Source organism: Pseudarthrobacter cellobiosi, assembly GCF_023913815.1.
GTDB lineage: Bacteria > Actinomycetota > Actinomycetes > Actinomycetales > Micrococcaceae > Arthrobacter > Arthrobacter cellobiosi.
This window is the reverse complement of sequence record NZ_JAMXBK010000026.1, coordinates 308,745-332,309: the sequence shown is the minus strand read 5'-3', so window position 1 is coordinate 332,309 and position 23,565 is coordinate 308,745. Positions and strand designations below refer to the sequence as shown.

Annotated in this window: 25 protein-coding genes and 2 riboswitches; of the genes, 13 read left to right on the top strand and 12 right to left on the bottom strand. The window is 66.3% G+C overall.

The genetic code is table 11. From position 1 onward, the window contains the following. Window positions 1–62: 62 nt before the first annotated feature. From NG701_RS15340 to NG701_RS15330, 3 genes are read right to left on the bottom strand one after another with little or no spacing between them, the layout of a single operon-like run. Window positions 63–1,244: a cation:proton antiporter gene (locus NG701_RS15340; RefSeq protein WP_252568660.1), complete on the bottom strand. Its 1,182-nt coding sequence runs from the start codon at window positions 1,242–1,244 to the stop codon at window positions 63–65. Between the two features lie 5 nt (window positions 1,245–1,249). Then, entirely contained in the window at window positions 1,250–1,732 is a 483-nt protein-coding gene (locus NG701_RS15335; RefSeq protein ID WP_252568659.1) for a cation:proton antiporter regulatory subunit, read from the bottom strand. Between the two features lie 49 nt (window positions 1,733–1,781). After that, window positions 1,782–3,185: an MFS transporter gene (locus NG701_RS15330; protein ID WP_252568658.1), complete on the bottom strand. Its 1,404-nt coding sequence runs from the start codon at window positions 3,183–3,185 to the stop codon at window positions 1,782–1,784. A 193-nt stretch (window positions 3,186–3,378) separates the two neighbouring features. Between NG701_RS15330 and NG701_RS15325 the strand changes: the two genes are divergently transcribed. The 6 genes from NG701_RS15325 to mnhG are packed head-to-tail and all read left to right on the top strand — an operon-like array spanning window position 3,379 to window position 9,846. Beyond that, complete coding sequence (locus NG701_RS15325; protein ID WP_252568657.1) at window positions 3,379–6,423, top strand: Na+/H+ antiporter subunit A; 3,045 nt, start codon at window positions 3,379–3,381, stop codon at window positions 6,421–6,423. After that, window positions 6,420–7,013, top strand: a complete 594-nt coding sequence (locus tag NG701_RS15320; RefSeq protein WP_252568656.1) for a Na(+)/H(+) antiporter subunit C — start codon at window positions 6,420–6,422, stop codon at window positions 7,011–7,013. Before NG701_RS15325 ends, NG701_RS15320 begins: the two co-directional genes overlap by 4 nt. Then, window positions 7,010–8,617, top strand: coding sequence for a Na+/H+ antiporter subunit D (locus tag NG701_RS15315; protein WP_252568655.1), 1,608 nt, complete (start codon window positions 7,010–7,012; stop codon window positions 8,615–8,617). The genes NG701_RS15320 and NG701_RS15315 overlap by 4 nt, the downstream gene beginning before the upstream one ends. After that, complete coding sequence (locus NG701_RS15310; protein ID WP_252568654.1) at window positions 8,614–9,159, top strand: Na+/H+ antiporter subunit E; 546 nt, start codon at window positions 8,614–8,616, stop codon at window positions 9,157–9,159. The genes NG701_RS15315 and NG701_RS15310 overlap by 4 nt, the downstream gene beginning before the upstream one ends. After that, a complete protein-coding gene (locus NG701_RS15305; protein WP_252568653.1) occupies window positions 9,156–9,434 on the top strand; it encodes an MrpF/PhaF family protein in 279 nt (92 codons plus the stop codon). The genes NG701_RS15310 and NG701_RS15305 overlap by 4 nt, the downstream gene beginning before the upstream one ends. Further along, window positions 9,424–9,846 (top strand): monovalent cation/H(+) antiporter subunit G, encoded by a 423-nt coding sequence (gene mnhG / locus NG701_RS15300; RefSeq protein WP_252568652.1) that lies wholly within the window; start codon window positions 9,424–9,426, stop codon window positions 9,844–9,846. The genes NG701_RS15305 and mnhG overlap by 11 nt, the downstream gene beginning before the upstream one ends. Before the next feature lie 28 nt (window positions 9,847–9,874). On the opposite strand, the gene NG701_RS15295 is transcribed toward mnhG, so the two are convergent. Both NG701_RS15295 and NG701_RS15290 read right to left on the bottom strand, forming a co-directional pair. After that, window positions 9,875–10,138 carry a DUF4235 domain-containing protein gene (locus NG701_RS15295; protein ID WP_252568651.1) on the bottom strand — a complete coding sequence of 88 codons (264 nt, stop codon included), beginning with the start codon at window positions 10,136–10,138 and terminating at the stop codon, window positions 9,875–9,877. A 41-nt stretch (window positions 10,139–10,179) separates the two neighbouring features. Beyond that, entirely contained in the window at window positions 10,180–10,722 is a 543-nt protein-coding gene (locus tag NG701_RS15290) for a heme-degrading domain-containing protein (RefSeq protein WP_252568650.1), read from the bottom strand. Between the two features lie 56 nt (window positions 10,723–10,778). Beyond that, window positions 10,779–10,920, top strand: a riboswitch (TPP riboswitch). A gap of 64 nt (window positions 10,921–10,984) precedes the next feature. Here NG701_RS15290 and NG701_RS15285 point away from each other — a divergent pair. Genes NG701_RS15285 through NG701_RS15275 form a run of 3 tightly spaced genes read left to right on the top strand, consistent with a single transcriptional unit; the run spans window position 10,985 to window position 14,066 of the window. Next, window positions 10,985–11,635, top strand: a complete 651-nt coding sequence (locus NG701_RS15285; protein ID WP_252568649.1) for an ECF transporter S component — start codon at window positions 10,985–10,987, stop codon at window positions 11,633–11,635. After that, complete coding sequence (locus NG701_RS15280) at window positions 11,635–13,275, top strand: ABC transporter ATP-binding protein (protein WP_252568648.1); 1,641 nt, start codon at window positions 11,635–11,637, stop codon at window positions 13,273–13,275. The genes NG701_RS15285 and NG701_RS15280 overlap by 1 nt, the downstream gene beginning before the upstream one ends. Continuing rightward, the gene (locus tag NG701_RS15275) at window positions 13,272–14,066 is read left to right on the top strand and encodes an energy-coupling factor transporter transmembrane component T family protein (RefSeq protein ID WP_252568647.1); all 795 of its coding nucleotides are present in this window, start codon (window positions 13,272–13,274) and stop codon (window positions 14,064–14,066) included. The genes NG701_RS15280 and NG701_RS15275 overlap by 4 nt, the downstream gene beginning before the upstream one ends. 48 nt (window positions 14,067–14,114) lie before the next feature. On the opposite strand, the gene NG701_RS15270 is transcribed toward NG701_RS15275, so the two are convergent. Continuing rightward, complete coding sequence (locus NG701_RS15270; RefSeq protein WP_374208699.1) at window positions 14,115–14,888, bottom strand: glycoside hydrolase family 25 domain-containing protein; 774 nt, start codon at window positions 14,886–14,888, stop codon at window positions 14,115–14,117. 250 nt (window positions 14,889–15,138) lie between these two features. On the opposite strand from NG701_RS15270, the gene NG701_RS15265 reads away from it, so the two are divergent. Continuing rightward, window positions 15,139–16,662 carry a UDP-N-acetylglucosamine 1-carboxyvinyltransferase gene (locus NG701_RS15265; protein WP_252568645.1) on the top strand — a complete coding sequence of 508 codons (1,524 nt, stop codon included), beginning with the start codon at window positions 15,139–15,141 and terminating at the stop codon, window positions 16,660–16,662. A 149-nt stretch (window positions 16,663–16,811) separates the two neighbouring features. Then, entirely contained in the window at window positions 16,812–18,038 is a 1,227-nt protein-coding gene (locus NG701_RS15260) for a glutamate--cysteine ligase 2 (RefSeq protein WP_252568644.1), read from the top strand. A 102-nt stretch (window positions 18,039–18,140) separates the two neighbouring features. On the opposite strand, the gene NG701_RS15255 is transcribed toward NG701_RS15260, so the two are convergent. Continuing rightward, window positions 18,141–18,788 carry a hypothetical protein gene (locus NG701_RS15255; RefSeq protein WP_252568643.1) on the bottom strand — a complete coding sequence of 216 codons (648 nt, stop codon included), beginning with the start codon at window positions 18,786–18,788 and terminating at the stop codon, window positions 18,141–18,143. Window positions 18,789–18,959: 171 nt separating this feature from the next. Further along, a complete protein-coding gene (locus NG701_RS15250; RefSeq protein WP_252568642.1) occupies window positions 18,960–19,583 on the bottom strand; it encodes a LysE/ArgO family amino acid transporter in 624 nt (207 codons plus the stop codon). Window positions 19,584–19,652: 69 nt separating this feature from the next. Here NG701_RS15250 and NG701_RS15245 point away from each other — a divergent pair, with 69 nt between their 5' ends. After that, on the top strand, window positions 19,653–20,555 hold the full coding sequence (locus tag NG701_RS15245; protein ID WP_252568641.1) for a LysR family transcriptional regulator ArgP: 903 nt from the start codon (window positions 19,653–19,655) through the stop codon (window positions 20,553–20,555). Between the two features lie 84 nt (window positions 20,556–20,639). Then, window positions 20,640–20,981: a DUF1905 domain-containing protein gene (locus tag NG701_RS15240; protein ID WP_252568640.1), complete on the top strand. Its 342-nt coding sequence runs from the start codon at window positions 20,640–20,642 to the stop codon at window positions 20,979–20,981. Here the strand turns inward: NG701_RS15240 and NG701_RS15235 are convergent. The 4 genes from NG701_RS15235 to NG701_RS15220 all read right to left on the bottom strand — a co-directional run bounded on the left by NG701_RS15235 (window position 20,893) and on the right by NG701_RS15220 (window position 23,372). Beyond that, window positions 20,893–21,402, bottom strand: a complete 510-nt coding sequence (locus tag NG701_RS15235; protein WP_252568639.1) for a methyltransferase family protein — start codon at window positions 21,400–21,402, stop codon at window positions 20,893–20,895. The two genes, NG701_RS15240 and NG701_RS15235, sit on opposite strands and share 89 nt — an antisense overlap. Before the next feature lie 97 nt (window positions 21,403–21,499). Beyond that, the gene (locus tag NG701_RS15230) at window positions 21,500–22,708 is read right to left on the bottom strand and encodes an O-succinylhomoserine sulfhydrylase (RefSeq protein ID WP_252568638.1); all 1,209 of its coding nucleotides are present in this window, start codon (window positions 22,706–22,708) and stop codon (window positions 21,500–21,502) included. Further along, window positions 22,705–23,118 carry a rhodanese-like domain-containing protein gene (locus tag NG701_RS15225; RefSeq protein ID WP_252568637.1) on the bottom strand — a complete coding sequence of 138 codons (414 nt, stop codon included), beginning with the start codon at window positions 23,116–23,118 and terminating at the stop codon, window positions 22,705–22,707. The genes NG701_RS15230 and NG701_RS15225 overlap by 4 nt, the downstream gene beginning before the upstream one ends. Continuing rightward, the gene (locus NG701_RS15220; RefSeq protein WP_252568636.1) at window positions 23,115–23,372 is read right to left on the bottom strand and encodes a DUF1737 domain-containing protein; all 258 of its coding nucleotides are present in this window, start codon (window positions 23,370–23,372) and stop codon (window positions 23,115–23,117) included. Before NG701_RS15220 ends, NG701_RS15225 begins: the two co-directional genes overlap by 4 nt. 13 nt (window positions 23,373–23,385) lie before the next feature. Then, window positions 23,386–23,501: riboswitch (SAM riboswitch) on the bottom strand. Between the last annotated feature and the right edge of the window lie 64 nt (window positions 23,502–23,565).

Below are 23,565 nucleotides of genomic sequence, written 5' to 3'. Positions count from 1 at the left end.
TCGGCGCCAACGGCCCGTTATAGCGCCGAGATCTCACGTCTCGGTGCGGGGAGCGTGGTGGCCTACGCCTTCGCGGCCAACCGGACAGGCCCGCCGAACGCCTTGAGCACCGGTTCCACATAGCGCGCGGCCAGCGGCCCGAGGACGGCCATGATCAGCACGTAGGCGGTTGCCAGGGCGGCGAGATCGTCCGGGACCACGCCCGACGCCACGGCCAGGCCGGCGATAACGATGGAGAACTCGCCGCGGGCTATCAGGGCGGCGCCTGCACGGAAGCGGCCCGGGCGTGCAATTCCGGCCCGCTTGGCAGCCCAGATGCCCGTGAGCATCTTGGTAGTGGCAGTGATGGCCGCCAGGATCAGAGCCCAGCCGAGTACCGGCGGGATGGTCGACGGGTCTGTGTTGAGCCCGAAGGCCACAAAGAAGATGGCCGCAAAGAGATCCCGCAGCGGTTCCAGGATCCGGGTGGCGCTGTGGGCGGTAGCCCCCGAGATCGCGATGCCCAACATAAACGCGCCCACTGCGGCCGAAACCTGCAGGGCGGACGCGACGCCGGCTACCAGCAGTGCGGCACCGAGCAGGTTGAGCAGGAATACTTCGGAGTTTTCGCTGTGCACCGCTTTTGATACACGGTGGCCGTGCCGCAGCGCCACCATTAAGACGACGGTGACCACCGCCAGCGAGATTGCTACCGTGGTGAGCCCGCCCAGGAAGCTCACACCCGCGAGGGTGGCGGTGAGGATGGGCAGGTACACAGCCATGGCCAGGTCCTCGAACACCAGGATGGACAGCACCACGGGGGTCTCGCGGTTACCGATCCGGCCCAGGTCCGTGATGACCTTGGCAGCGATCCCTGAGGACGATATGTACGTGACGCCGCCCATAACCATGGCGCCCACCGTTCCCCAGCCGAGCAGGAGCGCCAGTGCCGCGCCGGGGATGAAATTCAGCGCCAGGTCAAGAACACCGGCCTGCCAGGACCTGCGCAGACCGGTGAAAAGCTCGGCAGCCGTATATTCCAAACCGAGCATAAGCAGCAGCAGGATCACGCCGATTTCGCCGGAGAGATGTGCGAATTCCTGCATACCTTCGAGCTTGACCACGCCGCCTGCGCCGAAGGCGAGTCCGCCAACGAGGTAGAGCGGTATGGGTGACATTCCGATCCGTCCGGCCAGCCTGGCCAGGAGGCCGAGGCAGAACACAACGGCCCCCAGTTCAATGAGGGTCAGGGCCAGCGGGTCCATGACGCTCAGCCGTTGCGCAGGATGTCGGCCGCCGAATCGAGGCCTTCTTGCGTTCCAACTGCAACGAGGAGGTCACCGGAGTGAAGTACGACGTCGGGTCCCGGCGACGGGAGCACTTCGCCTTCACGCATGATCGCCACGATCGAGACTCCGCAGCGGGTGCGGATGCAGGCCTTCCCCATGGGCTGGTTCTGGAACGGGGATTCCGGAGCGATGGAGAACTGCCGGGTCACGATGCCCGGGATCTCCCGGTGCTCTTCAGTCAGCTTCATGGCAAGGTGCTGCCCGCCCAGGAGGTTACCCAGGGTGGCGGCCTCATCGCCGGTCAGGGGAATCGACGCCTGGCAGGTGTCGGGATCGTCCCAGGTGGAAACGATGAGTTCCATCGTGCCTTCCCGCAGCTCCACGACGCCGATGCGGCGGCCGGAAGCCGTCATGAAGTCCTTCCGCCGGCCCATGCCGGGGAGGTCAGTCTCGTCCACGTTCATGCCTCCAGCCTAGTCTCCACAGGCGGGTTTCGGGCGGCTGCTCACCGCGCTAGGAGACTGGAACGACGGCGATGGCGGTCTTGTCCGGCGACTTCACCGGCAGCAGGACCAGCAGGCCGGCGAGCAGCACCACCATAATGCCCAGGATTCCCCAGCGCTGGGCCTCGCCGGGCGCAACCAGGGGAGTGGCCAGCGTGATGCACAGGGTGAACAGCGCCGGAGCCAGGAAGCTGACGGCACGGCCGGTGGTGGCGTAGAGGCCAAACAGTTCACCGGACTCGCCGTGGGGTGCCAGCCGGGCCAGGTAAGCCCGCGACGAGGACTGGGCAGGCCCCACAAACAGGCACAAGAACAGCCCGAAGACCCAGAAAGTGGTGCTGCCGGCCCACGCCGTGCCAAAGAAGATGTAGTTTTCGTTGCCGAGGACCAGGATCATGGTCCCGGCGATCAGCAGCCCCACGAGGGAACCCATGATCACGGCCTTGGGCCCCGCGCGGTCGTCCAGGAACCCGCCGATGATAGCGCCCACGGCCGCCACCACATTGCCGAAGATGGCAAAGAAGATGACCTGCGACAATTCGAAGCCAAACGTGCCAGCCGCGATGATCCCGCCGAAGGTGAACACGGCCGCGAGGCCGTCCCGGAACACTGCGCTGGCCAGGAGGAAGTAAATGGTGTGCGGGCTGGTGGCGTAGATTGCCTTGATCCGGCGGATCAGCAGGCGGTAGGAGGCCAGGAAACCCAGCGGTTGTGCCCGCTCCGGCCGCGGCAGCTCCGGGACGGCGAACAGCACCGGCAGGGCAAAGATGAAGAACCACAGGGCCGAGAACACGGCCACCAGCCGGATGTTCAGGCTGTCTTCGGTGGAGGCGCCGAACCAGTCAAAGCTCGGCTGCACAAAAAGCTGCAGCACAAGCAGCAGGGCCACAATGCCGCCCAGGTAGCCCATGCCCCAGCCGAATCCGCTGACCTTGCCAATGTTTTTGGGGGTGGAGATCTGGGCCAGCATGGCGTTGTAGTTGACGCCGGCGAACTCAAAGAACACATTCCCCAGGGCGATCAGGGAAACGCCCAGGAGCAGGAACTCCGGCCGCGGGAACACAAAGAAGCACAGGCCCGTCAGGATGGCGACGGCGGCCGTGTTGACCCCCAGCCACAGTTTGCGGCGCCCGCCGTTGTCCGAGCGCTGCCCGGTCACCGGAGCGAGCAGCGCGATGGCGATCCCCGCAATGGCCAGTGCACCGCCAAGAACGGCCGAAGCCTGATCCTCGCCGCCGAAGGCATTGGAGGTGAGGTAGACGGTGAACACGAAGGTGGTCATTACCGCGTTGAAGGCCGCAGATCCCCAGTCCCAGGCGGCCCAGGCGAGGACTCGGCCCTTGCCGGCGGCCTGGGTTCCGGACGCGAGTTCCGATAACGGCTGCATGGCCTCAGGAGCGCTGGCGGTGTTCATAGGCTGAATCGTATCCGCCCCTGGCGAACAACGCGGTGATGATACGCCGGACACCCGGGAAATTCCAGGGACCCGCGATCCGGGGCGGGAAAAGTGTCAGTGGTGCCTTGATAAACTGTGGCCACCGAACCTGACGAATGACCGCCTGCCCTAACTTTTTGACAATCGAATCCCTGACGTTGCGGAGATACCAGTGATCACAGTCCTTGCCGTGCATTTTGCGGTGGCTGCCGTGGCGCCGTTTCTCTTCAGGGCGTGGGGTCGCAACGCTTTTTATTCGCTGGCCGCTGTGCCCTCTGCTTCCTTTGTCTGGCTGCTCTTCCAGCACGGCGCCGTGTACTCGGACGCCGGCGCGGTCTCGGAGGTCTTCCCGTGGATTCCCGGGCTGGATCTTGAATTCGCCTTCCGGCTCGATCCCCTTGCCTGGGTGATGTCGCTCCTTATCCTGGGCATCGGCGCCTTGGTGCTCGTCTATTGCGCGCGATACTTCAGCCTCAAGGACCAGGACCTCGGAGGCTTCGGCGCCCAGTTGCTCGCCTTCGCGGGAGTGATGTTCGGCCTGGTGATCGCTGACGATCTTCTTCTGATGTTCATTTTCTGGGAACTCACCACCATCCTGTCCTACCTGCTGATCGGCTTCGCCCGCACCAGGCTGGCGGCCCGCCGTTCTGCGCTGCAAGCTTTGATGGTAACCACAGCGGGCGGGCTGGCCATGCTGGTGGGCCTGATTATGCTGGGCCACAGTGCCGGCACGTACCGGATCTCGGCGATCCTGGCTCAGGCTCCCACGCTGATAAGCGGACCTTCCGGCGCAATCGTTGCCGCCGCCGTCGTACTTATCCTGGCGGGCGCCATCAGCAAGTCCGCGCTGGTTCCTTTCCACTTCTGGCTTCCGGGAGCCATGGCGGCCCCCACTCCGGTGAGCGCGTACCTCCACGCCGCGGCTATGGTGAAGGCCGGGATCTACCTGGTGGCGCGGCTTGCCCCGGGATTTTCCGACACCGCCTACTGGCAGTCCATTGTGCTGGGCCTGGGCCTGGCCACCATGCTGGTTGGCGGCTACCGGGCGCTCCGGCAGACCGACATCAAACTCATCCTGGCCTACGGCACCGTCAGCCAGCTGGGTTTCCTGACCATGGTGGTGGGGCTGGGCACTCCGGACGCGGCCCTCGCCGGCCTCGCGATGCTTCTCGCCCACGGATTGTTCAAGGCCACCCTGTTCCTGGTGGTGGGCATCATCGACCACCAGGCCGGTACCCGCGATGTGCGCCAGCTGTCCGGCGTGTTCCGGCAGTCCCGGGCGCTCGGAATTGTGGCCGGCATCGGTGCCGCCTCGATGGCCGGCGTCCCGCTGCTCGCCGGATTTGTGGCCAAGGAATCAGTCCTGGAAGCCTTTGTCCACCACGCTTCCGGCGGCGATGCCTGGAGCATGGTGGTGCTCGTGGGCATCGTCCTCGGGTCCATTCTCACGTTCGCCTACAGCGCACGCTTTATGTGGGGAGCGTTCGCGGTGAAGCCCGGGATTGAGCGGACAACGTTCAAGGCGGTCAAGCCTTCCTTCCTGGCGGCCCCGGCCGTCCTCAGCGTCCTCAGCATCGTCTACGGCCTCTGGCCGGCGTCGGTGGACGCCTGGGTCCAGCCCTACGCCGCGCTGTTCGCCTCCACCGCGTCCGACGCCGGCACACCGGCCGAGCAGGCCGGCCACCTTGCGCTGTGGCACGGTTTCACCCCCGCCCTGGGACTGACCGCCCTCACGTTTGCCCTGGGCCTGGCGATGTACTTCGGACGGAACCTGGTGGCCCGCGTACAGTCCCGCGTTCCCGGCTGGATCGACGGCGACCGCATGTACCAGCTCACCATCGGCGCCCTGGACGACACCGCGGTCTGGATTACGGGCCGCACCCAGCGTGGTTCCCTGTACTTCTACCTCGCCGTGATCCTCACGATGGCGTTTGCGCTGCCGCTGACAGCCATGGTGCTGGCGGGCAAGCCGCTTCCGGACAACCTGTACTTCATCGATCCCTACTCGCCGCTGCAGCCCGTGGTCGGGGCGGGAATTGTGATCGGCGCGCTGGCCGCGGTCAAGGCCAACAAGCGGTTCCTGGCCGTGCTGATGGTGTCGGTGACCGGCTATGGGATCGCCCTGATGTTCGCGCTCCAGGGCGCACCGGACCTGGCTCTCACGCAGGTACTCGTGGAAACCATTATCCTGGTGGCCTTTGTCCTGGCCATGCGCAGCCTGCCGGCCGAACTCCGGGACCGCACCGGCGGCAAGTACCGTGTGATCCGCGTGATCATCGGGGCGGCTTTCGGAGTCACCATGGTCTTCGCCGCCATCCACGCCATGGGCGCCCGGGTGGCCGTCCCGGTGTCCCTGGAGTTCCCGCGCCTCGCCTATGAAGGCGGCGGCGGGCTGAACATCGTCAACGTGACCCTGGTGGACATCCGGGCCTGGGACACCTTCGGTGAAATATCCGTCCTGGCCCTGGCCGCCACAGGTGTTGCCAGCCTCATCTTCGTCCGCGGCCGCGGCGACCGGACCCGGGTCTCTGAAACCATTGCCGAGGGCAGCGTAGGCCGCCAGGTTGCAGTGGATCCCGGGTCGCGGGAGGCCGCGGCGTTGGCCATCAGCCGCAAATTCGCAGCCTCCGCCCGGGATGCCTGGATCGTGGCGGGGCGCACACTGGCACCGGAACGGCGGTCCATCATCTTTGAAGTGGTCACCCGGCTGATCTTCCACTCCCTGATCATCTTCTCGCTGTACCTCCTCCTGGCCGGCCACAACCTGCCCGGCGGCGGCTTCGCCGGCGGCCTGACTGCCGGACTTGCCCTGGCCATCCGCTACCTGGCCGGCGGCCGGTTCGAACTGCGCGAGGCCACTCCCGTGGGCGCCGGAACGCTGCTGGGGATCGGGCTCGCTACTGCGGCGGCGTCCGGTGTGGTGCCGCTGCTGCTGGGCGGCCAGGTATTCCAGACCGCCATCATTGAACTCTGGCTTCCGGTGTTCGGGGACATCAAGTTCGTCACGTCCACCATCTTCGACATCGGCGTGTACATCGTGGTGATCGGCCTGGTGCTGGACGTCCTCCGCAGCCTGGGCTCCGAGATCGACGAACACTTCGAAGAGCAGAGAACTGCGCCTGCCGAAGACTCGCCAGACGACGACGCCCCTGCGACTGCCCAGGTGCAGGAACTTGTGGGCGTCCCCGCCGAAAGCACCGCGAAGGGCCAAGGATGAGCGTCAACCTGACCCTGCTGACCGTGATGGGTGCACTTTATGCGTGCGGCATCTACCTGATCCTGGAACGCAGCCTCACCCGCGTGCTGCTGGGGCTGATGCTGCTGGCCAACGCCACTAACCTGTTGATCCTGGCCACCGGCGGCTATGCCGGCCTGGCGCCCCTGTACAACAAGGACACCGGCGCGCACGAGTACGCGGACCCGCTGCCGCAGGCTCTGATCCTCACGTCGATCGTGATCTCCTTCGCCGTGACGGCCTTTATGCTCGGCATCATCTACCGCACGTGGGTCCTGGCCCGCCAGGACGAGATCCAGGACGACGTCGAGGACCTCCGCGTCGCCGAGACCCCCCGCTTCGACGCGGAGGACGACGCGCCGATCCCGGCCGAGACTTCCGAGTTTCCCCTGACCATGCTTGGCGGCGACGGAAGCACCGTCTCGGACCACCCCTCGACGGCGGACAGCCCGGAAGGGGCCGGTGATTCTGTCACGGCCGGTGCCAAGGAGATTCCTGCCGCGGATGCCGCCGCTGAAGAGCAACCCGGCTCGCGGAACGTAACCCCTGGTCCCGAAGGAGGTGTGAAGTGAACATCGCAAGCTTTGCCCCGCTCGCCGTCGTACTTCCCATCCTCGGTGCCGCCCTGGCCTTCCTGCTGATCCGGCGCTCCCGCGCCCAGCGCGCGGTCAGCATCGGCGTGCTGTCCCTGACGCTTCTGCTGGAGTGCCTGCTGCTGGCCTCCATGTGGGACGGCGGAACGGCCGCCGTGACCATCGGTGGCTGGCTGCCGCCGTGGGGCATCACGATGGTAGTGGACCAGTTCTCGTCCCTCATGCTCGTGGTGTCGTCGGCTATCAGCCTCGCTGTGCTGGTCTACGCCACCGGGCAGGGCATGGCCGACGGCGACCAGGACGCGCCGGTGTCAATCTTCCACCCCACCTACCTGATCCTGGTGGCCGGCGTGTCCAACGCGTTCCTGTCCGGGGACCTGTTCAACCTGTACGTCGGCTTCGAGATCCTGCTGACGGCAAGCTATGTGCTGATGACACTTGGCGGAACCGGCCCCCGCATCCGCGCTGGCGTCACCTACGTGGTGGTTTCCGTGGTGTCCTCGGTGCTGTTCCTGATCTCCATCGCGATGGTCTACGGCGCCACCGGAACCGTGAACATGGCCGACCTCGCCATCAAGCTCGCGGACCTGGACGAGGGAACCCAGACCCTGCTGCACGTGATGCTGCTGGTGGCCTTCGGCATCAAGGCGGCCGTGTTCCCGCTCTCGTTCTGGCTGCCTGACTCCTACCCCACGGCGCCGGCGCCGGTCACTGCCGTGTTCGCTGGACTGCTGACCAAAGTCGGTGTGTACGCAATGGTGCGCACTGAAACCCTGCTCTTCCCCGGGGACAGCCTGAACACTCCGCTGATGGTGGCGGCGCTGCTGACCATGGTGGTGGGAATCCTTGGCGCCCTGGCCCAGAGCGACATCAAACGTCTGTTGTCCTTCACCCTGGTCAGCCACATCGGCTACATGGTGTTCGGCCTGGCGATGTCCTCGGTGGCCGGGCTGGGAGCCGCCGTGTTCTACGTGGCCCACCACATCACCATCCAGACCAGCCTCTTCCTGGTCACGGGCCTGATCGAGCGCCGCGGCGGCAGCTCCTCCGTGGACCGGCTGGCAGGCCTCGCCAAGCTGTCACCCATCCTGGCCCTGCTCTTCTTTATCCCCGCAATGAACCTTGCCGGGATCCCGCCGTTCTCCGGTTTCCTGGGGAAAGTGGGGCTCATCCAGGCGGGCATCGAACTGGGCACGCCCCTGGCCTACGCCCTGGTGATCGGCGGCGTGGTCACCAGCCTCCTGACCCTGCTGGCCGTCGCGAGGGTCTGGAACCGCGCATTCTGGCGCAAGCCCTCGGACGCAGAGCACCCGGACCCCGTCCTGCTGGCTGAGCCCGAGGATTCGGATACCGGCAGCCGTGCCGGCCGCAAAAACGTCACGCTGCTGCCCCGCACCATGGTGGGCTCAACCCTGGGCCTGGTGGTCCTGGGCGTGTCACTCACGGTCTTCGCCGGCCCGCTGTTCAAAGTCGCGGACCAGGCCGCCCAAGAAATGCTGGACCGGTCCGCCTACATCCAGGCCGTGCTGGGCGAGGACACGCAGGTTCCCCCGCTCGCATTGAAAAACGGAGGGGGCAAATGAGCCGCCGGCGGATTTCCCTGCGCCAGGAACTGCCCCTGCTGGTATGGCTGGTGATTGTCTGGGCCGCCCTGTGGCAGGACTTCAGCCCCGGCAACCTGCTCTTCGGCGCGTTGCTGGCTGTGCTCGTGGCCCGGATGTTCTACCTGCCGCCGGTAGAGCTCAGCGGCCGCTTCAACATTCTTCACGCCGTGCCATTTGCCCTGCGTTTCCTGGGCAGGGTGGTGGCAGCCAGCGTCGAGGTCATGTATCTGGCGGCTGTCCGCGGCCCGCGGGTCATCAACGCCGTCGTGGCTGTCCCGCTGCGCAGCCATCAGGACCTGATGGTCACCGCCGTGGGGCACGTGATCTCACTGATCCCGGGCTCCCTGGTGGTGGAAGTGGACCGTTCAACGTCCACCCTGTATCTCCACGCGCTCAACGTCAGCAGTGCCGAGGACGTGGAAAGCCTGCGCAAGGAAGTCCGCTCCATCGAAGCGGGCCTGATCAGGATCATGGGCACCCGCGAAGAACTCGAAGCAATCCGGCAGGAGGCCGCAGCATGATGCAGACCGTCCTGGCTGTCACGGCAGTCATTCTTTCGCTGGCTGCGGCGGGCGCCATCATCAGGATTGCCCGCGGCCCCTCGCTGCTGGACAGGGTGCTGGCCTCCGACGTCCTGCTTGCGATCCTCGGTGCGGCCCTGTGCATCGACATGGCCGTCAACCGGCACCTGAACAACCTGATGCTGCTGGTGGCGCTGTCCATCGTCGGTTTCATCGGCTCGGTGACCGTTGCGCGCTTCGTGGCCGACCGGCGAGAGCAAGCCAATGAATCCTGAGGCCAGCGTGGTTGATAACGTCATCGATACCGTGTCGGCGGTGTTCCTGGTGCTGGGTGCCCTGATGTCGCTCGCCGCCGCCGTAGGCCTGCTCCGCTTCCCGGACCTGCTGAGCCGCATGCATGCAGCCACCAAGCCCCAGGTGCTGGGGCTGTTCCTGCTCCTGGCGGCCATCGGCCTGCAGCTGCGCACCTGGTGGGTGTGGCCGGTGCTGCTGGTGGCCTGGATTTTCCAGCTGCTGACGGTGCCGGTTTCCGCCCATATGGTGGGCCGCGCCGGTTACCGGACCAAACACCTGCACCGGGAGCTGCTCAGCTCCGATGAACTCGATGCCGTGGTTCAGCAGGCGGCGCGATCCGCCCGGGATGAGTCCTCCAGGGATGAAGCGTCCGACGGCGGCCGGCGGGACTGAGCGTCAGCCGCCGGCCTGCTCGCCAGGGTTAGACGATGTCCTGGGACTTGGCGAAGCGGGTGATGGCCCGCTGCGTGCCGCGGTTGGCGAGCACCTGAATGATGGTGCTGACCGAGGCCGAAATGAGCGCGAAGGTGAGTGCCGAGCGAAGGCTCGTGGGGGTGTCTTCATCCTTGCCGGTGGGAGGCTTCCGGCCGGTGGACTTTTCCCACACGGTATTGACCATCTTGGTGCCGACGAACCCGGCGCCGATGCTGATTGCAGTGCCGAGCAGCTTGATGAACAGGTTCATTCGTTGAACTCCTTGTGAGCGGATCCGGGACTGTCTTTAGCCTAACCCGGCTGCATGGACTCCAGAATCTCCCGCAGGGCTTCCACCACCAGATCGTGGTCCTGCTGCTGGGGCAGGCCTGAGACCGTCACCGTGGCCACTGCACCCACGCCTGTGACGTAGACCGGGAAGCAGCCGCCGTGCGGGGCGTAGGTGGACTCGTCGAACCAGCCGTGGTCCTCGATCCGGCCGCCATGCAGCCTGCCGCGCAGGCCCACCAGCAGCGACGGGATCTCATACCTGGCGGCGGTGCGCTGCTTGGCCCGGATCCAGCGCTCGTTGTCCGGGGTGGCGCCGTCCAGGGCCACGTGGAACAGGACCTGGTCACCCTTGGTGATGTCGATCGCGATGGGCAGCTTCCGGCTCTTGCCCAGCTCCACCAGGAGCAGCCCGAGGTTGAGGGAGTCGTCCTTGCTGAAATGCGGAAACTGCAGCTCGTTGATCTCGGCTTCGACCCGGGCTATCAGGGCCTCAAGCAGCCCCGCCGGCTGGGGCACTGTCGAATCGGGATTGAACGCAGTCACAGTCGGGTTGTTGGCAGTCATGGCCCACAATCTACCCCGCCCGCGGTGTAAACTGGAGCACGCCCATCAGGGCAGATTTATTACGACAGGGGAGCGCCGCCGTCGGGCATCACTGGCATTGCCAGGGAACCGCAGCTAGGCGCTGAGAGTGCGGACAGCCGCAGACCCTCGAACCTGATCCGGTTAGTACCGGCGCAAGGGAGTCGAGTTCTCGAAGTGTCCGGAAACGGCGGCAGCGCCGCACGCCGGGGCACTTTCCCCTCCTGTTCCTCAGGAGGACCAAATGACAACTGCAGCAATCAAAAAGACCGGCAATACCTGGCGTGTTGTGGACATCGTGGTGGCGGCGCTCATCGCCATCACCGGCGGTGTGATCTTCTGGGCCTGGTCCCAGGGCGCCGGCATCATTTCCGCCCCCATGAACGCCGTTTACCCCCCGCTGACCGGCCTGATCGCCGGCGGCTGGATGATCCCGGCAGTGCTGGGCATGCTCATCATCCGCAAGCCCGGCGCGGCGCTCTTCTGCGAAGCGGTGGCCGCCACCGGCGAACTCATCATGGGCTCGCAGTACGGCGCCACGGTGCTGATCTCCGGACTCCTCCAGGGCCTGGGCGCCGAACTGGTGTTCTTCCTGCTGGTGTACGGCAACTTCCGGTTCAAGTCCTTCCTGCACCAGAAGTACAACCTGATCGCCGCACTGCTGGCCGGTGCCGGCGCGGGCCTGTTCTGCGGCCTCAATGACTCCTTCCTGCCGTGGGGCTGGAACATCGCCTACGAGCCCGGCGACAAGCTCGCGTACATCGTGTTCTGCACCATCTCCGGCGCGGTCATTGCGGGTGCGCTGTCCTGGATCGCCACCCGCGGCCTGGCCAAGACCGGCGTGCTGAGCTCGTTCGCGTCCCGGAAGGCAGCGTCGGAGCCCGTCTTCAACTGATGACCGCTTCCGACGCCGGCGCCTCCGCAGTGCGCCCCGCCGCGGTGTCCGCCCGTGGCTGGGGCTGGCGGCATGCCGGACGTTCCGCGCCCGCCGTCCACGGGCTCGACCTCGACATCGCTCCTGGCGAGCGGGTGCTGCTGCTGGGCCCCTCGGGCGCCGGCAAGTCAACGCTGCTGCACGCGCTCGCAGGGGTGCTGGGGGACGAAGGGGACGACGCCGACGAAACCGGTTCGTTGCTGATCGACGGCGTGGTGCCCCGCGGGCAGCGCGGCCGCTCGGGCCTGATGCAGCAGGATCCGGAAACGCAGGTGGTGCTTTCGCGTCTGGGCGACGACGTCGCCTTCGGCGCCGAGAACCTCGCCGTTCCGCGGGACGAGATCTGGCGGCGCGTCCATGAAGCGCTCGACGACGTCGGGCTGCGAAGTGCCGGGGGCGGCGGTTTGAACGCCGGTGCCGGCGCCGGTTTGAACGCCGACGGCGGCGCTGGCGCCGGCGGGCTCCCACTGGACCACCCGACGTCGGCCCTTTCCGGCGGGCAGAAGCAGCGCCTGGCATTGGCCGGGATACTCGCGATGCGGCCCGGGCTGATCCTGCTGGACGAGCCCACCGCGAACCTGGATCCCGCCGGCGTGCTGGAAGTCCGGGACGCCGTGGGCCGCTGCCTGGACAAAACCGGCGCCACCCTCGTTGTGGTGGAGCATCGCGTGTCCGTCTGGAAGGACCTGGTGGACCGGATTGTGGTGCTCCAGCCGGGCACCGCAGCGGGCTCCGCTGGAGGTTCCGCCAGCACGTCCGCGGTCCTGCTGGACGGGCCGCCGGACCAGGTGCTGGCGGAGGCACGGGACATGCTGATCGGCGCGGGCGTCTGGGTGCCGGGCTATGTTCCGGCAACCCGCCGCCGCGTATCCGCAGGCTCCGGTGACCTGCTGCTGGCTGCCGAGGACCTTGCCGTCTCCCGCGAGCGTCCGCGGCGCCGCGGCTTCCGGACGATCCCGCCCGTTCCAGTGCAGCTGGGCATCACGGCTCAGGTCCGTTCCGGCCAGGCACTGACCGTCACGGGCCTCAATGGCGCCGGCAAGTCAACGTTTGCGCTGACGCTCGCCGGACTGCTGGCGCCGGTGGCGGGGAAGGTGTCCGCCGCCGTCGAGCTTTCCGAGGGGGCGGGGATCGACCCCTTCAAATGGAAAGCCAACCAGCTGATTTCCCGCATCGGAACCGTGTTCCAGGAGCCCGAGCACCAGTTCGTTACCGGCCGCGTGCTGGACGAACTGATGTTCGGACCGCGGCACCTGGGGCATGGCGAGGAGCGGGTTGATGAGCTGCTGGAACGGCTGCGCCTGACGCACCTGGTGGACGCCAATCCGTACACACTGTCCGGCGGCGAAAAAAGGCGCCTGTCGGTGGCCACTGTCCTCGCGGCCCACCCGCGTGTGCTGGTGCTCGACGAGCCGACCTTCGGCCAGGACGCCAACACGTGGGCCGAGCTCGCATCGTTCCTCTCAGAACTGCTCGACGCCGGAACCTCCGTGGTTTCCGTGACCCACGACCAGGAATTCAGCGCCGTCCTCGGCGGGGCCGAACTGCGGCTTGGCCCGGCCTCACGCGGCGGCGCCCGCCAGGAAGCGGGTGCGGCATGAGGGATGCCCTGACCCTCAGCGGCAACCACGCGCTGCTGACCCGCGCCAACCCGCTGGCCAAGTTCGCCGTCGTTTTCCTCATCACGCTGGTGCTGGCGCTCTCCATCGACTGGGTGTCCGCCTCGGTGGCGCTTGCGGCCGAGCTGGCGCTCTTTCCGCTGGCCGGCCTCACCCTGCGCCTGCTGTGGCAGCGCGGCTGGCCGCTCATCATCGCGGCAGCCCTGGGCGGCTGGAGCACAGCGATCGTCGCGGCGGACAGCGGTGCTGTACTGCTCGACGTCGGGATCTGGTCCATCAGCGAGGGTTCCCTGCAGCTGGGAATCGGTTTTATGCTGCGCGGCCTCGCGATTGCCCTGCCGGCGATCCTGCTTATGACCTGCACAGACCCCACCGACCTCGCCGATGCGCTGGCCCAGAAAGCCCGGCTGCCGCACCGGTTTGTCCTTGGCACGCTGGCCGCGATGCGGCTGGTGGGACTTATGGCCGAGGAGTGGCAGACCATCGGCATGGCGCGGCGGGCCCGCGGAGTCGGCTCGCAGGGCAGCCCGCTGCAACGGCTGCGGGCTACGCTCGGGCAGAGCTTCGGGCTCCTGGTCCAGGCCATCCGCCGCGCGTCCCGGCTGGCCATCACCATGGAAGCCCGCGGTTTTGGCACCGGGCAGCGGACGTGGGCCCGGGAATCCACATATTCGCCGCTGGATGCCTGGGTGCTGGCGGGCGGCGTGCTGATCGCGGCGGCTGCTGTGGTTGCCGCGGCTGTTATGGGGACCTGGAACTTCGTCTGGCGTTAGTCCGGGCGGCCCATGCTTCTGGATTCGGGCTACGCCGCGCTGTGCTTGCTAAATGCACGAGTGGTCGTAGTCGAAGCCCCTGGAGACGAACTGGGTCAGGGTGACTGTGCCGCCGGGGGTTAGCGGCGCATTCGAGCAGTTGGCCGTGGCTCCGAAGGCCGTGTGGGCGCCTGCCAGCCAGCTGGGCAGGGCATAAAGGTTGCTGGAGTTGCTGACGGTGCCCACGATCTGTCCCCATTGATAGGCCGAGGAGTAGATGCCGACGTCGGCGCCGATGCTGTGAAATAAGTCGGTCATACCTTCCAGGACGGCACGGTTGGCGCTCTTGTCGAGGGACCAGCTGTTGCCTGTTTCAACATCGAGCCACCACAGGTAGTCCGAGGGGCTGCTGATGCCGCGGATGTAGGCGTCGTCGTACGCCTTGGCGTAGCCGTACATGTATGCGCACGCCGGGGCAACGTCCTTGTCCTTGCAGATGCCGTAGGGGTTGGTTACAGCTTGGGCTGCGGGGTAGTTGTTACTGGTGGGCCACCAGGAGCCAGCGTGCCCCGGGTTGGCGGTGTTGACGTAAAGGGCCACGGACGGCTGGTCGGTCGGGTTCACCGTGATGGATTTGGCCCAGCGGAGCAGTTCGGCGAGGCAGGGGTTAGTGGTGCTGGCCAGGCCATTGTTGACGCCCACGATCCCGAAAGCTGGAGCGGCGGGAAGCGCCTTGTTGCACTGAGGCCACGAGACATCGTTACCCAGTGCCTGCTCGGCGCCCTCGCCCGGTGAAGGGGCGGCCGCGGACGCCGGCGCCACGATAATCCCGCAAAGGGCCATGAGCAGGCACAAGATGGCACACGCTAAAGCACGGGATGCTGTAGCCGCATTCCCATACATGGCAGGCCTCCTGCAGGGCATTCTTCCGTTTATCGGGTGAACCCGATGTTTCAGTCTCCCGCCGAGCGAGTGGCGGGTCAAGGACAAGCATCAAGGAGCGACTATCTCATGAATCGGGTATTTGCTGGGATTTCAGTCGCCACTCCGATTCACATCCCATGAAATAGCTCATTTGTGATATTTTTTTGTTATGACTCAGGAAACTGCCGAGCACATCGCCGCCACGCTCAAGGATGCCCGGACTGAGAAGGGCTGGACCCAAGGTCAGCTCGCGTCAGCGCTGGGAACCAGCCAAAGCGCCGTCGCCCGGATGGAACAGGGCAAGCAGAACCTCAGCCTCAAGATGATCCAGCGGCTCGAAACGATCTTCGACCGCAGCATCGTCAAAGTAGGCAAACCGCAGATGACACACCTGCGGATCGAAGGCGGCCGCACGCTTTCCGGGGCGGTGGATGTCAACAGCAGCAAAAACGCCGGTGTGGCGCTGCTGTGCGCCAGCCTGATCAACCGAGGCACCACCGTCCTGCGTCGCCTCGCCCGGATCGAAGAGGTCAATCGGATCGTGGAGGTCCTGACCAGCATCGGCGTCGAATGCACGTGGCTCAACGACACTGACCTCCAGCTCCGCCGCCCCGCCGTCCTGGACCTTGAAGCCATGGATGTGGACGCCGCGCGCCGCACGCGCAGCGTGATCATGCTCCTGGGCCCGCTCCTGGACGAATCCGCGGAATACCGCCTGCCGTATGCCGGCGGTTGCGATCTGGGCACGCGCACCGTGGAGCCCCACATGCAGGCGTTGCGCCAGTTCGGGCTCTCCGTGGAAGCCGCTGCCGGTTTCTACGCCGTGCAGGCTCCGCCGCCGGACACTCACGACCGGTCCTTTGTGCTGACCGAGCGCGGGGACACTGTCACCGAGAACGCGATCATGGCGGCGGCGCACCGCCGCGGCACCACCGTCATCCGCAATGCCAGCCCCAACTATATGGTCCAGGACCTATGCTTCTACCTCGAGATGCTGGGCGTGAAGATCGACGGTGTGGGCACCACCACGCTGAAGATCACCGGGCAGCCGCTCGTCGACGTCGACATTGAGTACTTCCCGTCCGAAGACCCCATTGAGGCGATGAGCCTCATCACCGCCGGGATCGTCACCAACTCAGAGGTGACCATCCGCCGCGTCCCCATCGAGTTCATGGAGATCGAGCTGGCCACGCTGGAGCAGATGGGCCAGCAGCTGGAGATTTCCGGCGAGTACGTGGCGCGCAACGGCCGCACCCGGCTGGTGGATGTGACCACCAAACCGTCCGAGCTGCGGGCGCCCGAGGACAAGATACACCCGATGCCGTTCCCCGGACTGAACATCGACAACCTGCCGTTTTTCGCGGTCATCGCCGCCAACGCCCACGGCCAGACCATGATCCACGACTGGGTCTATGAGAACCGGGCCATCTACCTCACGGAACTCAACCGGCTCGGCGCCCAGGTGCAGCTGCTGGACCCGCACCGGATCTACGTCAACGGCCCCACGAAGTGGCGAGCCGCCGAGGTGGGCTGCCCGCCGGCACTCCGCCCCGCCGCCTGCCTGCTGCTGGCCATGCTCGCGGCGCGGGGTGTTTCGGAGCTGCGGAACATCTACGTGATCGAGCGCGGCTACGAGGACCTGGCGGAACGGCTCAACACCATCGGCGCCAAGGTGGAGTACTTCCAGGACTAACGCGAACGTACACTTGCGGCCCTCCGCCCGGCGCGAACTGGCAGATAACGACCCCTAGAGGGATTTGAGCGCTCTATCTGCCGGTTCGCGCTTCGTCATGATGGGCAGTAACCGGGTCAACCTGGCGGGCGTTGCAGCACAATATAAGCATGCGTACATTCGGCGTCGAGGAAGAGCTCCTGATCGTTGATCCGGACACGGGGGAGCCGCTTGCCCTCGCGGACGCGATGCTGTCCGGCCGCCGGATGGCAGCCGACGATGCCCCGGAACGTCCCTATGCGCTGGCAGCCAAGGAAAAAGCGGCTCACGACGACGGGACTGGCCTGACTGCCGAGCTGAAGCTTGAGCAGATCGAGACCCAGACCCGTCCCTGCCTCGAGTACGCAGAACTGCTGCAGCAGATCCGGGCCGGCCGGCTGCTGGCGGACCAAGCGGCCACCAAAAACGGTGCAAGGGTCGCCGCGCTGGCCACGTCTCCGTTTGGCCTTGCGAGCCACACCACCCCGGACGCCCGCTATGCCCGGATGCTCGAACGCTTCGGTCTGACCGCGCAGGAGCAGCTGACCTGCGGCTTCCACGTCCACACGTTCATCGAATCCAAGGACGAGGGCGTGGCGGTTCTGGACAGGATCCGGGACAAGCTGGCAGTCATCACGGCACTGAGCGCGAATTCGCCGTTCTGGAACGGGATGCCCACAGGATTCGAGAGCTACCGCACCCAGGCCTGGAACCGCTGGCCCATGTCCGGCCCTTCGGCCATTTTCAGCACGTACTCTGCATATAGAAGGGTGGTAACGCGTCTACTGGACAGTGGCGTGCTGCTGGATGAAGGCATGATCTACTTTGACGCCCGCCTGTCCCGGAACCACCCCACGGTTGAGGTCCGGGTGGCCGACGTCTGCCTCCGCGCCGAGGACGCTGCCCTGATCGCGGTGCTGGTGCGGGCCTTGGTCGAATCGGCCAGCCGTGAATGGCGCGACGGCGTGGAGCCGGCCCCGGTGCCCACGGTGCTGCTGCGGATGGCGGCATGGCAGGCGAGCAGCAGTGGCCTGAGCGGTGAGTTGCTGGATTTTGGCACGTTCAGGCCGGCGCCCGCCGTCGACGTAGTGCGATCCTTGGTGGACTACCTGGCTCCGGTCCTCGCCGAGCAGGACGAACTTTCCCTGGCCCGGCAGGGCGTCGAGGACATCATTGCCCGCGGCACCGGCTCCACCGAACAGCGCAGGGTGTGGGACGCGGTGATGGAAGAATCAGCGCCCGACGACGGCGGGATGGGGGCCGTGGTTGCCCACGCCGTGCGTGTCACGATGCGCGGCACCTCCGGGTTGCGTGAGGCGGACGAAGTCCCGGAGCTGTTGCGCGTGCGCCTGTCCTGAGTTCTCCCTGAGGCTTGTAGGAACCTTTGCGCGAACTGGCAGATAACGCCCTGTTTTTCGTGTTCTGGGGTCGTTATCTGCCCGTTCGCACCAGCTCCAGCGTCAACGCCTGGGGTGTGCGTCCGTATGGTCCTCGGAGGGAGCCATGGGTTCCTCGTAGCGCATCAGCTGGACACCCACCGCGGTTTCCACCAGGTAGAAAACGAACGGCGGAATGTCTTTGGTGCCGGCCAGGATTGCAGCAAAGACGGGAGCGCTGGCGGCCGCCGTAATGCCGGTCCAGGGCTTCAACGGAGTCAGCAGCAGCCCCGCCCCCAGGGCCGCGAGCCCGCCGATATGCAGCCCTGAGTATGTAAGGAACGGCCAGTTTGCACCCCGCCGATAGGCGAACCTCTCCAGGTCCGAGGCGCGGTCAGCGAGAGCCACCACGAACAAGGGCGCGCCCACTAGCAGGGCGGCGGCTGCGCCGGCGGCCAGCGTCTTGGCGGGGCCGGAGCCGGAACGGATGGATTGGGCGAACCGGGCAAATCCGACGGGAACGGCCATGGTCCCGGCGGCTGCCAGGAATTGTCCGGCAACCCAGAGGCCGCGGTGGCGCTCCAGCATGGCCAGCCTGGCGGCAGGGTCGCGGGTGGCGTGCACGTTCCCCACGAAGGAAATTCCGAGCCCCCAGCACGCGCCGGCCGCGACGATGACTGCTCCGGCCTTTTGAAAAGGCTTGCTGCCCTGCACTGCCTGGTTTCCGTTCATGCCTGGCTTTCGGTCCGGCGGATGCGTTGGCCCAGCAACATCGCGGTGGTGACCATGAAGCTACGCCGCACTGCCGCCGAGGTCAACGGCAGGGCTCGAACGGGCAGATAATGCCCTGGTTTTCGCTGTGGGAGTGCCCCAAGTGTCCGTTCGCGCCAGGAAGCGACGACGTCATGCACCGACTGCCAGGCGCACACCCAGGGTGAGCATGACCGCAGCGACGAGCCCGTCCAGGATGCGCCACGAGGAGGGCCGCGCGAAGAAGGGCCGGAGGACCCTGGCCCCGAATCCCAGCGCACTGAACCAGGCGATGCTGGCGGCGATGGCTCCGCCCCCGAACCACCAACGCAAATCCTGCGCCTGCTGGTTGGCCACGGATCCAAGCAGCAGCACGGTGTCCAGGTAGACGTGCGGGTTCAGCCACGTCAGGGCCAGTACGGTGCTGAGTGCGGCGCCGAGACCGACGGCGGGCTGCCGCCCCGACGCCGTTAGTGCTCCAGGACGAATCGCCCGGCGCGCCGCCATGACGCCGTAGCCCACCAGGAAGGCGGCGCCGGCAAACCGGACCACGTCCACGATTACGGGACTCGACTGGAGCAGCGCCCCCACTCCGGCGATGCCCGCTGCGATGAGCAGCGCATCGGAGACGCTGCAGACCAGGACGACTGCGGCCACATGCTCACCGCGGATGCCCTGCCGGAGGACGAAGGCGTTCTGGCTGCCGATGGCCACGATGAGGGCGAGGCCCGTGCCGAAGCCCAGTGCGGTGGGGCCTAGAAATGCAGTCAGATCCATATCCTCCAACGTACGGCCGGACTTATGATTACTCCAGCTAAATATTCTTAGCTCTATTAAGGAAATCTAATGTTAACGTTCCAGTTTGAGCAGCTGCGTACCTTCGCGGCCGTCGTGGACGAAGGCACCCTTGAGGCGGCGGCCCGCAGCCTGTACGTCACGCCGTCGGCCATTTCCCAGCGTCTCAAGGCGATGGAGGACGCGGCCGGCCAGATCCTGTTGCAGCGAACGAACCCCGTCCGCCCCACAACAGCCGGAGAAGCCATCCTGCGGTTCGCCCGGCAGGTCCGGCAGCTCGAATGGGACGCCCAGCAGGAGCTCGGCGAGAGCCGGGACCGCCCGACGGCGCCCATCCCCTTGGTGGTGAACGCGGACTCACTCTCCACTTGGTTCATGCCTGCGCTGGCAAGTCTTCCGCCGGACCTCGGCGCTTGCTTCGAACTGCGCAGGGAGGACGAGCAGCATTCCACCCAGCTTCTGCGGACCGGTTCGGTGATGGCCGCGGTAACCGCAACGCCGGAACCGGTCCAGGGCTGCAGTGTGGAACCGCTGGGTTCCCTGCGGTACCGTGCAGTGGCAAGTCCCACGTATCTGCATCGGTGGTGGCCGGACGGGCCGGAGCTCGTTGCAGGAAGCCAGGCCCCCGTGGTTGATTTTGACCGCAAGGATGACCTGCAGGACGGGTTCTTCCGCACGGTGACGGGCGCGGAACTGACCGCGCCGCGGCACTATGTGCCGTCGTCGGCCGAATTCGCCCAGGCTATCCGGCTGGGACTGGGATGGGGGCTGCTCCCGGAGCAGCAGTGCCTGCCAGACCTCCGCAGCGGTGCCCTCGTGGAGTTGGCCCCCGGGAGCCCCGTTGACGTGTCCTTGTACTGGCAACGCTGGAAGGTCGACTCGCCGGTGCTCAACCAACTGACCGCCGCGGTCCGGGAGACGGCCTCCCGGCAGCTGCGCCAGCCAGGCGCCTGAGGCGGCGTTCCGCTGTCGCACCATTCGCCGGACCCGTCCATGACAGGGGATGCGTCCGGCAACGCGGCATGCCATACTCAGGCCGTGACGTCGTCGTACTCATTCCGGGCCGAATTGTGGCACTATCCCGAAGAAGCCGGGTGGCACTTCATTACCCTCCCCGTGGACGTTGCCGACGACCTCCGGGAACAGGCAGCGGCGTTCCGGAAAGGCTTCGGCTCGGTCAAAGTGACGGCGGAAATCTCCGGCTACACCTGGCAGACCTCGGTCTTCCCGGACAGCAAAAGCCGCTCCTACCTACTGCCCGTCAAGAAGGCCGCCAGGGACGCGGCGGGCATCAGCGTCGGGGATGAAGTGGCAGTCCGGCTCGCCATCCAAGGCGAAGGCGAGGCACGTACCGGGGCACGGACAAGCGGTACTGGCTGAACTCCGCCGGGAACGACGCCGCCAGGACCTCTTCTTCTCGAAGCACCCCGCGGTGCACTGCGCCCGAAGCCACCGGGAGGGCCGCCACCGTCCAGGCATCATCACGCAGCAGTCCCGCTCCCAGGTGCAGCAGCGCCCAGCCCACGTACATCGGGTTCCGCGAAAGCGCATAGGGCCCGGCGGTCACCAACGCATCGGGGCGGGCTAATCGTGTGTTCCGGGCAGCTAACCACGCCCAGGTGACTATTGCGCCACCCACCGCCAGCGATGCCACGCCGACGGTCCGTACCAAAAAGTATGGCCCGCCGAGCCGGAGCGGCATCAAACGCTGAAGGACAACGCCGACGGCGATTCCCGCCAGGTTCTGCTCCGGCAGCGGGATGTTGGACAGCAGCCGGCCCCAGGCCCGGGGTGCATTCATACGGTCCTCCCAGCGCGAACGTGCAGATAAGCCCCTCAAAACGCCTGAAACAGGGCATTATCTGCCAGTTCGCGCCACCAGTTTGCGCCAATCAGAGCTAGATGTGCTTGAGGGCTTGCTCCAGGTCGCCGATGAGGTCGTCCACGTCCTCCAGGCCCACGGACAGCCGCACCACGCCGTCGCTGAGCCCGATGGCTGCGCGGCCCTCGGGACCCATGGCGCGGTGCGTGGTGGTGGCCGGATGGGTGATGAGGGACTTGGCGTCGCCCAGGTTGTTGGAGATGTCGATGATCCGCAAGGCGTCCAGCAGCGCAAAAGCGGCGTCCTTGCCCGAGCGGTCACTCGTCGTCGCAAGTTCCAACGTGAGGACGGTGCCGCCGGCCTTCATCTGCTTGGCGGCGAGCTCGTACTGCGGGTGCGACTTGAGGAGCGGGTACTTGACCCAGCTGACGGCCGGCTGCTGTTCGAGCCATTCGGCCAGCCGCAGCGCGGAGGCGGAGGAGTGGTTCACACGCAGGGACATGGTCTCCAGGCCCTTGGTGAGCACCCAGGCGTTGAACGCGGAGAGGGCCGGGCCGGTGTGCCGCATGAGCTGCTTGACCGGGCCGTCGATGAACTCCTTGGTGCCCAGGATGGCGCCGCCCAGGACGCGTCCCTGGCCGTCGATATGCTTGGTGCCGGAGTACACAATCACGTCCGCGCCCAGCTGGCCGCAGCGCTGCAGCAGGGGAGTGGCAAAGACATTGTCGACGACGACGGTGGCCCCGGCGGCGTGCGCCAGCTCGCTGACCGCGGCGATGTCCACGATTTCCTGCATCGGGTTGGACGGCGATTCGAAGAACACTGCGGTGGTGGGCTCCGACAGGGCAGCGCGCCACTGCTCGAGGTCCGGGCCGTCAACAAACACGGTTTCCACGCCCCAGCGCGGCAGGATCTCGTTCAGGATCACAAAGCAGGAGCCGAACAGAGAGCGCGCGGCAACCACCCGGTCACCGGCCGCCAACAGGGCACCCAGGGCGGTGAACACCGCTGACATGCCCGACGCCGTCGCAAAGCACGCTTCGGTGCCTTCGAGCAGGCGGAGGCGTTCCTGGAAGGTGGCCACGGACGGGTTGCCGTACCGGGAGTAGACGAAGCGTTCGTCCTCGCCGGTGAAGGCGCGCTCGGCGGCGGCAGCGGACTCGTAGACGAAGCCCGAGTTCAGGAAGACCGGCTCGGTGGTCTCCTGGAAGTTGGTGCGGTCCAGCCCGCCGCGGACCGCCTGCGTCTCGGCGCTCCAGCCGCCGGCGTCTGCGTTGAAGGTCACTTGGCTATTCCCAGGTTGGTGGGCAGGCCGCGGTTCTTCCAGCCGTTGACGGTGCGCTCGCCGTAGCGGTCCGGCTCGCCTTCGAAACCCTCCAGGACGTTGTAGGAGGTGAAGCCGGCCTGCGTCGCGGCGATGGCGGCGGCGATGGAGCGCTGGCCCGAGCGGCAGAGGAATACCAGCTCCGCACTGTCGTCGTCCGGGGCCTGCTGTGTCAGGTCGGTGATGAAATCTGGGTTCGGGATGCCACCCGGGAACGTCCACGGGATGAACAGGGGATCGTTATCAGTGGCCTTCGTGTCCGGGATGCCGATGTGGGCCCATTCGCCTTCGGTCCGGACATCCACCAGGATGGCGCCCTGCTCCAGCTTGGCCCAGGCTTCCTGCGGGGTGAGGTCTCCGGCGTAGCTCATGCGTGGCCCTCGCCGTCGAAATCGAGGTCATCCACGGCGGTGGCGACGGCGGCATCAGCGGTGGCGATGGCCGACGGGAGGATGAGTGCCTGCGCAACTATCACCTTGCCGCCGTTGGACGTTGCGGCCGGGCTGCCGTGCAGGACATACCCTTCGGCCAGGGCAGTGGAAATCCGTTCACAGAAAGACCTGTCATCCGGCCCGGTGACAAGCCGGTACGACAGTTTCTCTTCAGGGGCGGGTGCGTCAGACACGACGGAACTCCTTCTTTCACGCTTGCAGCTCGAATGGGTCGATATGCCGAGTATTCACCTGAGGCACCCCGCCGCGAAAGGGAGGGTTGCCGACCGGCCAGTCAGGGCTTGGCGCCGGTTCTCATTACTCCCCAAAAACGTAACACTCGCCCCGCCCCGCCGCACCGCCGCCGTCGTCATCTTCCGTAACCAA

Bases quoted from the DNA above. Each gene is read 5' to 3' on its own strand.
- NG701_RS15270 (WP_374208699.1), bottom strand. From the start codon at position 14,888: ATGGCCCTTTGCGGGATTATCGTGGCGCCGGCGTCCGCGGCCGCCCCT.
- NG701_RS15305 (WP_252568653.1), top strand. From the start codon at position 9,156: ATGATGCAGACCGTCCTGGCTGTCACGGCAGTCATTCTTTCGCTGGCT.
- NG701_RS15260 (WP_252568644.1), top strand. From the start codon at position 16,812: ATGCGTACATTCGGCGTCGAGGAAGAGCTCCTGATCGTTGATCCGGAC.
- NG701_RS15225 (WP_252568637.1), bottom strand. From the start codon at position 23,118: ATGAGCTACGCCGGAGACCTCACCCCGCAGGAAGCCTGGGCCAAGCTG.
- NG701_RS15235 (WP_252568639.1), bottom strand. From the start codon at position 21,402: ATGAATGCACCCCGGGCCTGGGGCCGGCTGCTGTCCAACATCCCGCTG.
- mnhG (WP_252568652.1), top strand. From the start codon at position 9,424: ATGAATCCTGAGGCCAGCGTGGTTGATAACGTCATCGATACCGTGTCG.
- NG701_RS15335 (WP_252568659.1), bottom strand. From the start codon at position 1,732: ATGAACGTGGACGAGACTGACCTCCCCGGCATGGGCCGGCGGAAGGAC.
- NG701_RS15265 (WP_252568645.1), top strand. From the start codon at position 15,139: ATGACTCAGGAAACTGCCGAGCACATCGCCGCCACGCTCAAGGATGCC.
- NG701_RS15255 (WP_252568643.1), bottom strand. From the start codon at position 18,788: ATGAACGGAAACCAGGCAGTGCAGGGCAGCAAGCCTTTTCAAAAGGCC.
- NG701_RS15295 (WP_252568651.1), bottom strand. From the start codon at position 10,138: ATGAACCTGTTCATCAAGCTGCTCGGCACTGCAATCAGCATCGGCGCC.
- NG701_RS15290 (WP_252568650.1), bottom strand. From the start codon at position 10,722: ATGACTGCCAACAACCCGACTGTGACTGCGTTCAATCCCGATTCGACA.
- NG701_RS15275 (WP_252568647.1), top strand. From the start codon at position 13,272: ATGAGGGATGCCCTGACCCTCAGCGGCAACCACGCGCTGCTGACCCGC.
- NG701_RS15330 (WP_252568658.1), bottom strand. From the start codon at position 3,185: ATGAACACCGCCAGCGCTCCTGAGGCCATGCAGCCGTTATCGGAACTC.
- NG701_RS15310 (WP_252568654.1), top strand. From the start codon at position 8,614: ATGAGCCGCCGGCGGATTTCCCTGCGCCAGGAACTGCCCCTGCTGGTA.
- NG701_RS15280 (WP_252568648.1), top strand. From the start codon at position 11,635: ATGACCGCTTCCGACGCCGGCGCCTCCGCAGTGCGCCCCGCCGCGGTG.
- NG701_RS15245 (WP_252568641.1), top strand. From the start codon at position 19,653: ATGTTAACGTTCCAGTTTGAGCAGCTGCGTACCTTCGCGGCCGTCGTG.
- NG701_RS15340 (WP_252568660.1), bottom strand. From the start codon at position 1,244: ATGGACCCGCTGGCCCTGACCCTCATTGAACTGGGGGCCGTTGTGTTC.
- NG701_RS15320 (WP_252568656.1), top strand. From the start codon at position 6,420: ATGAGCGTCAACCTGACCCTGCTGACCGTGATGGGTGCACTTTATGCG.
- NG701_RS15285 (WP_252568649.1), top strand. From the start codon at position 10,985: ATGACAACTGCAGCAATCAAAAAGACCGGCAATACCTGGCGTGTTGTG.
- NG701_RS15250 (WP_252568642.1), bottom strand. From the start codon at position 19,583: ATGGATCTGACTGCATTTCTAGGCCCCACCGCACTGGGCTTCGGCACG.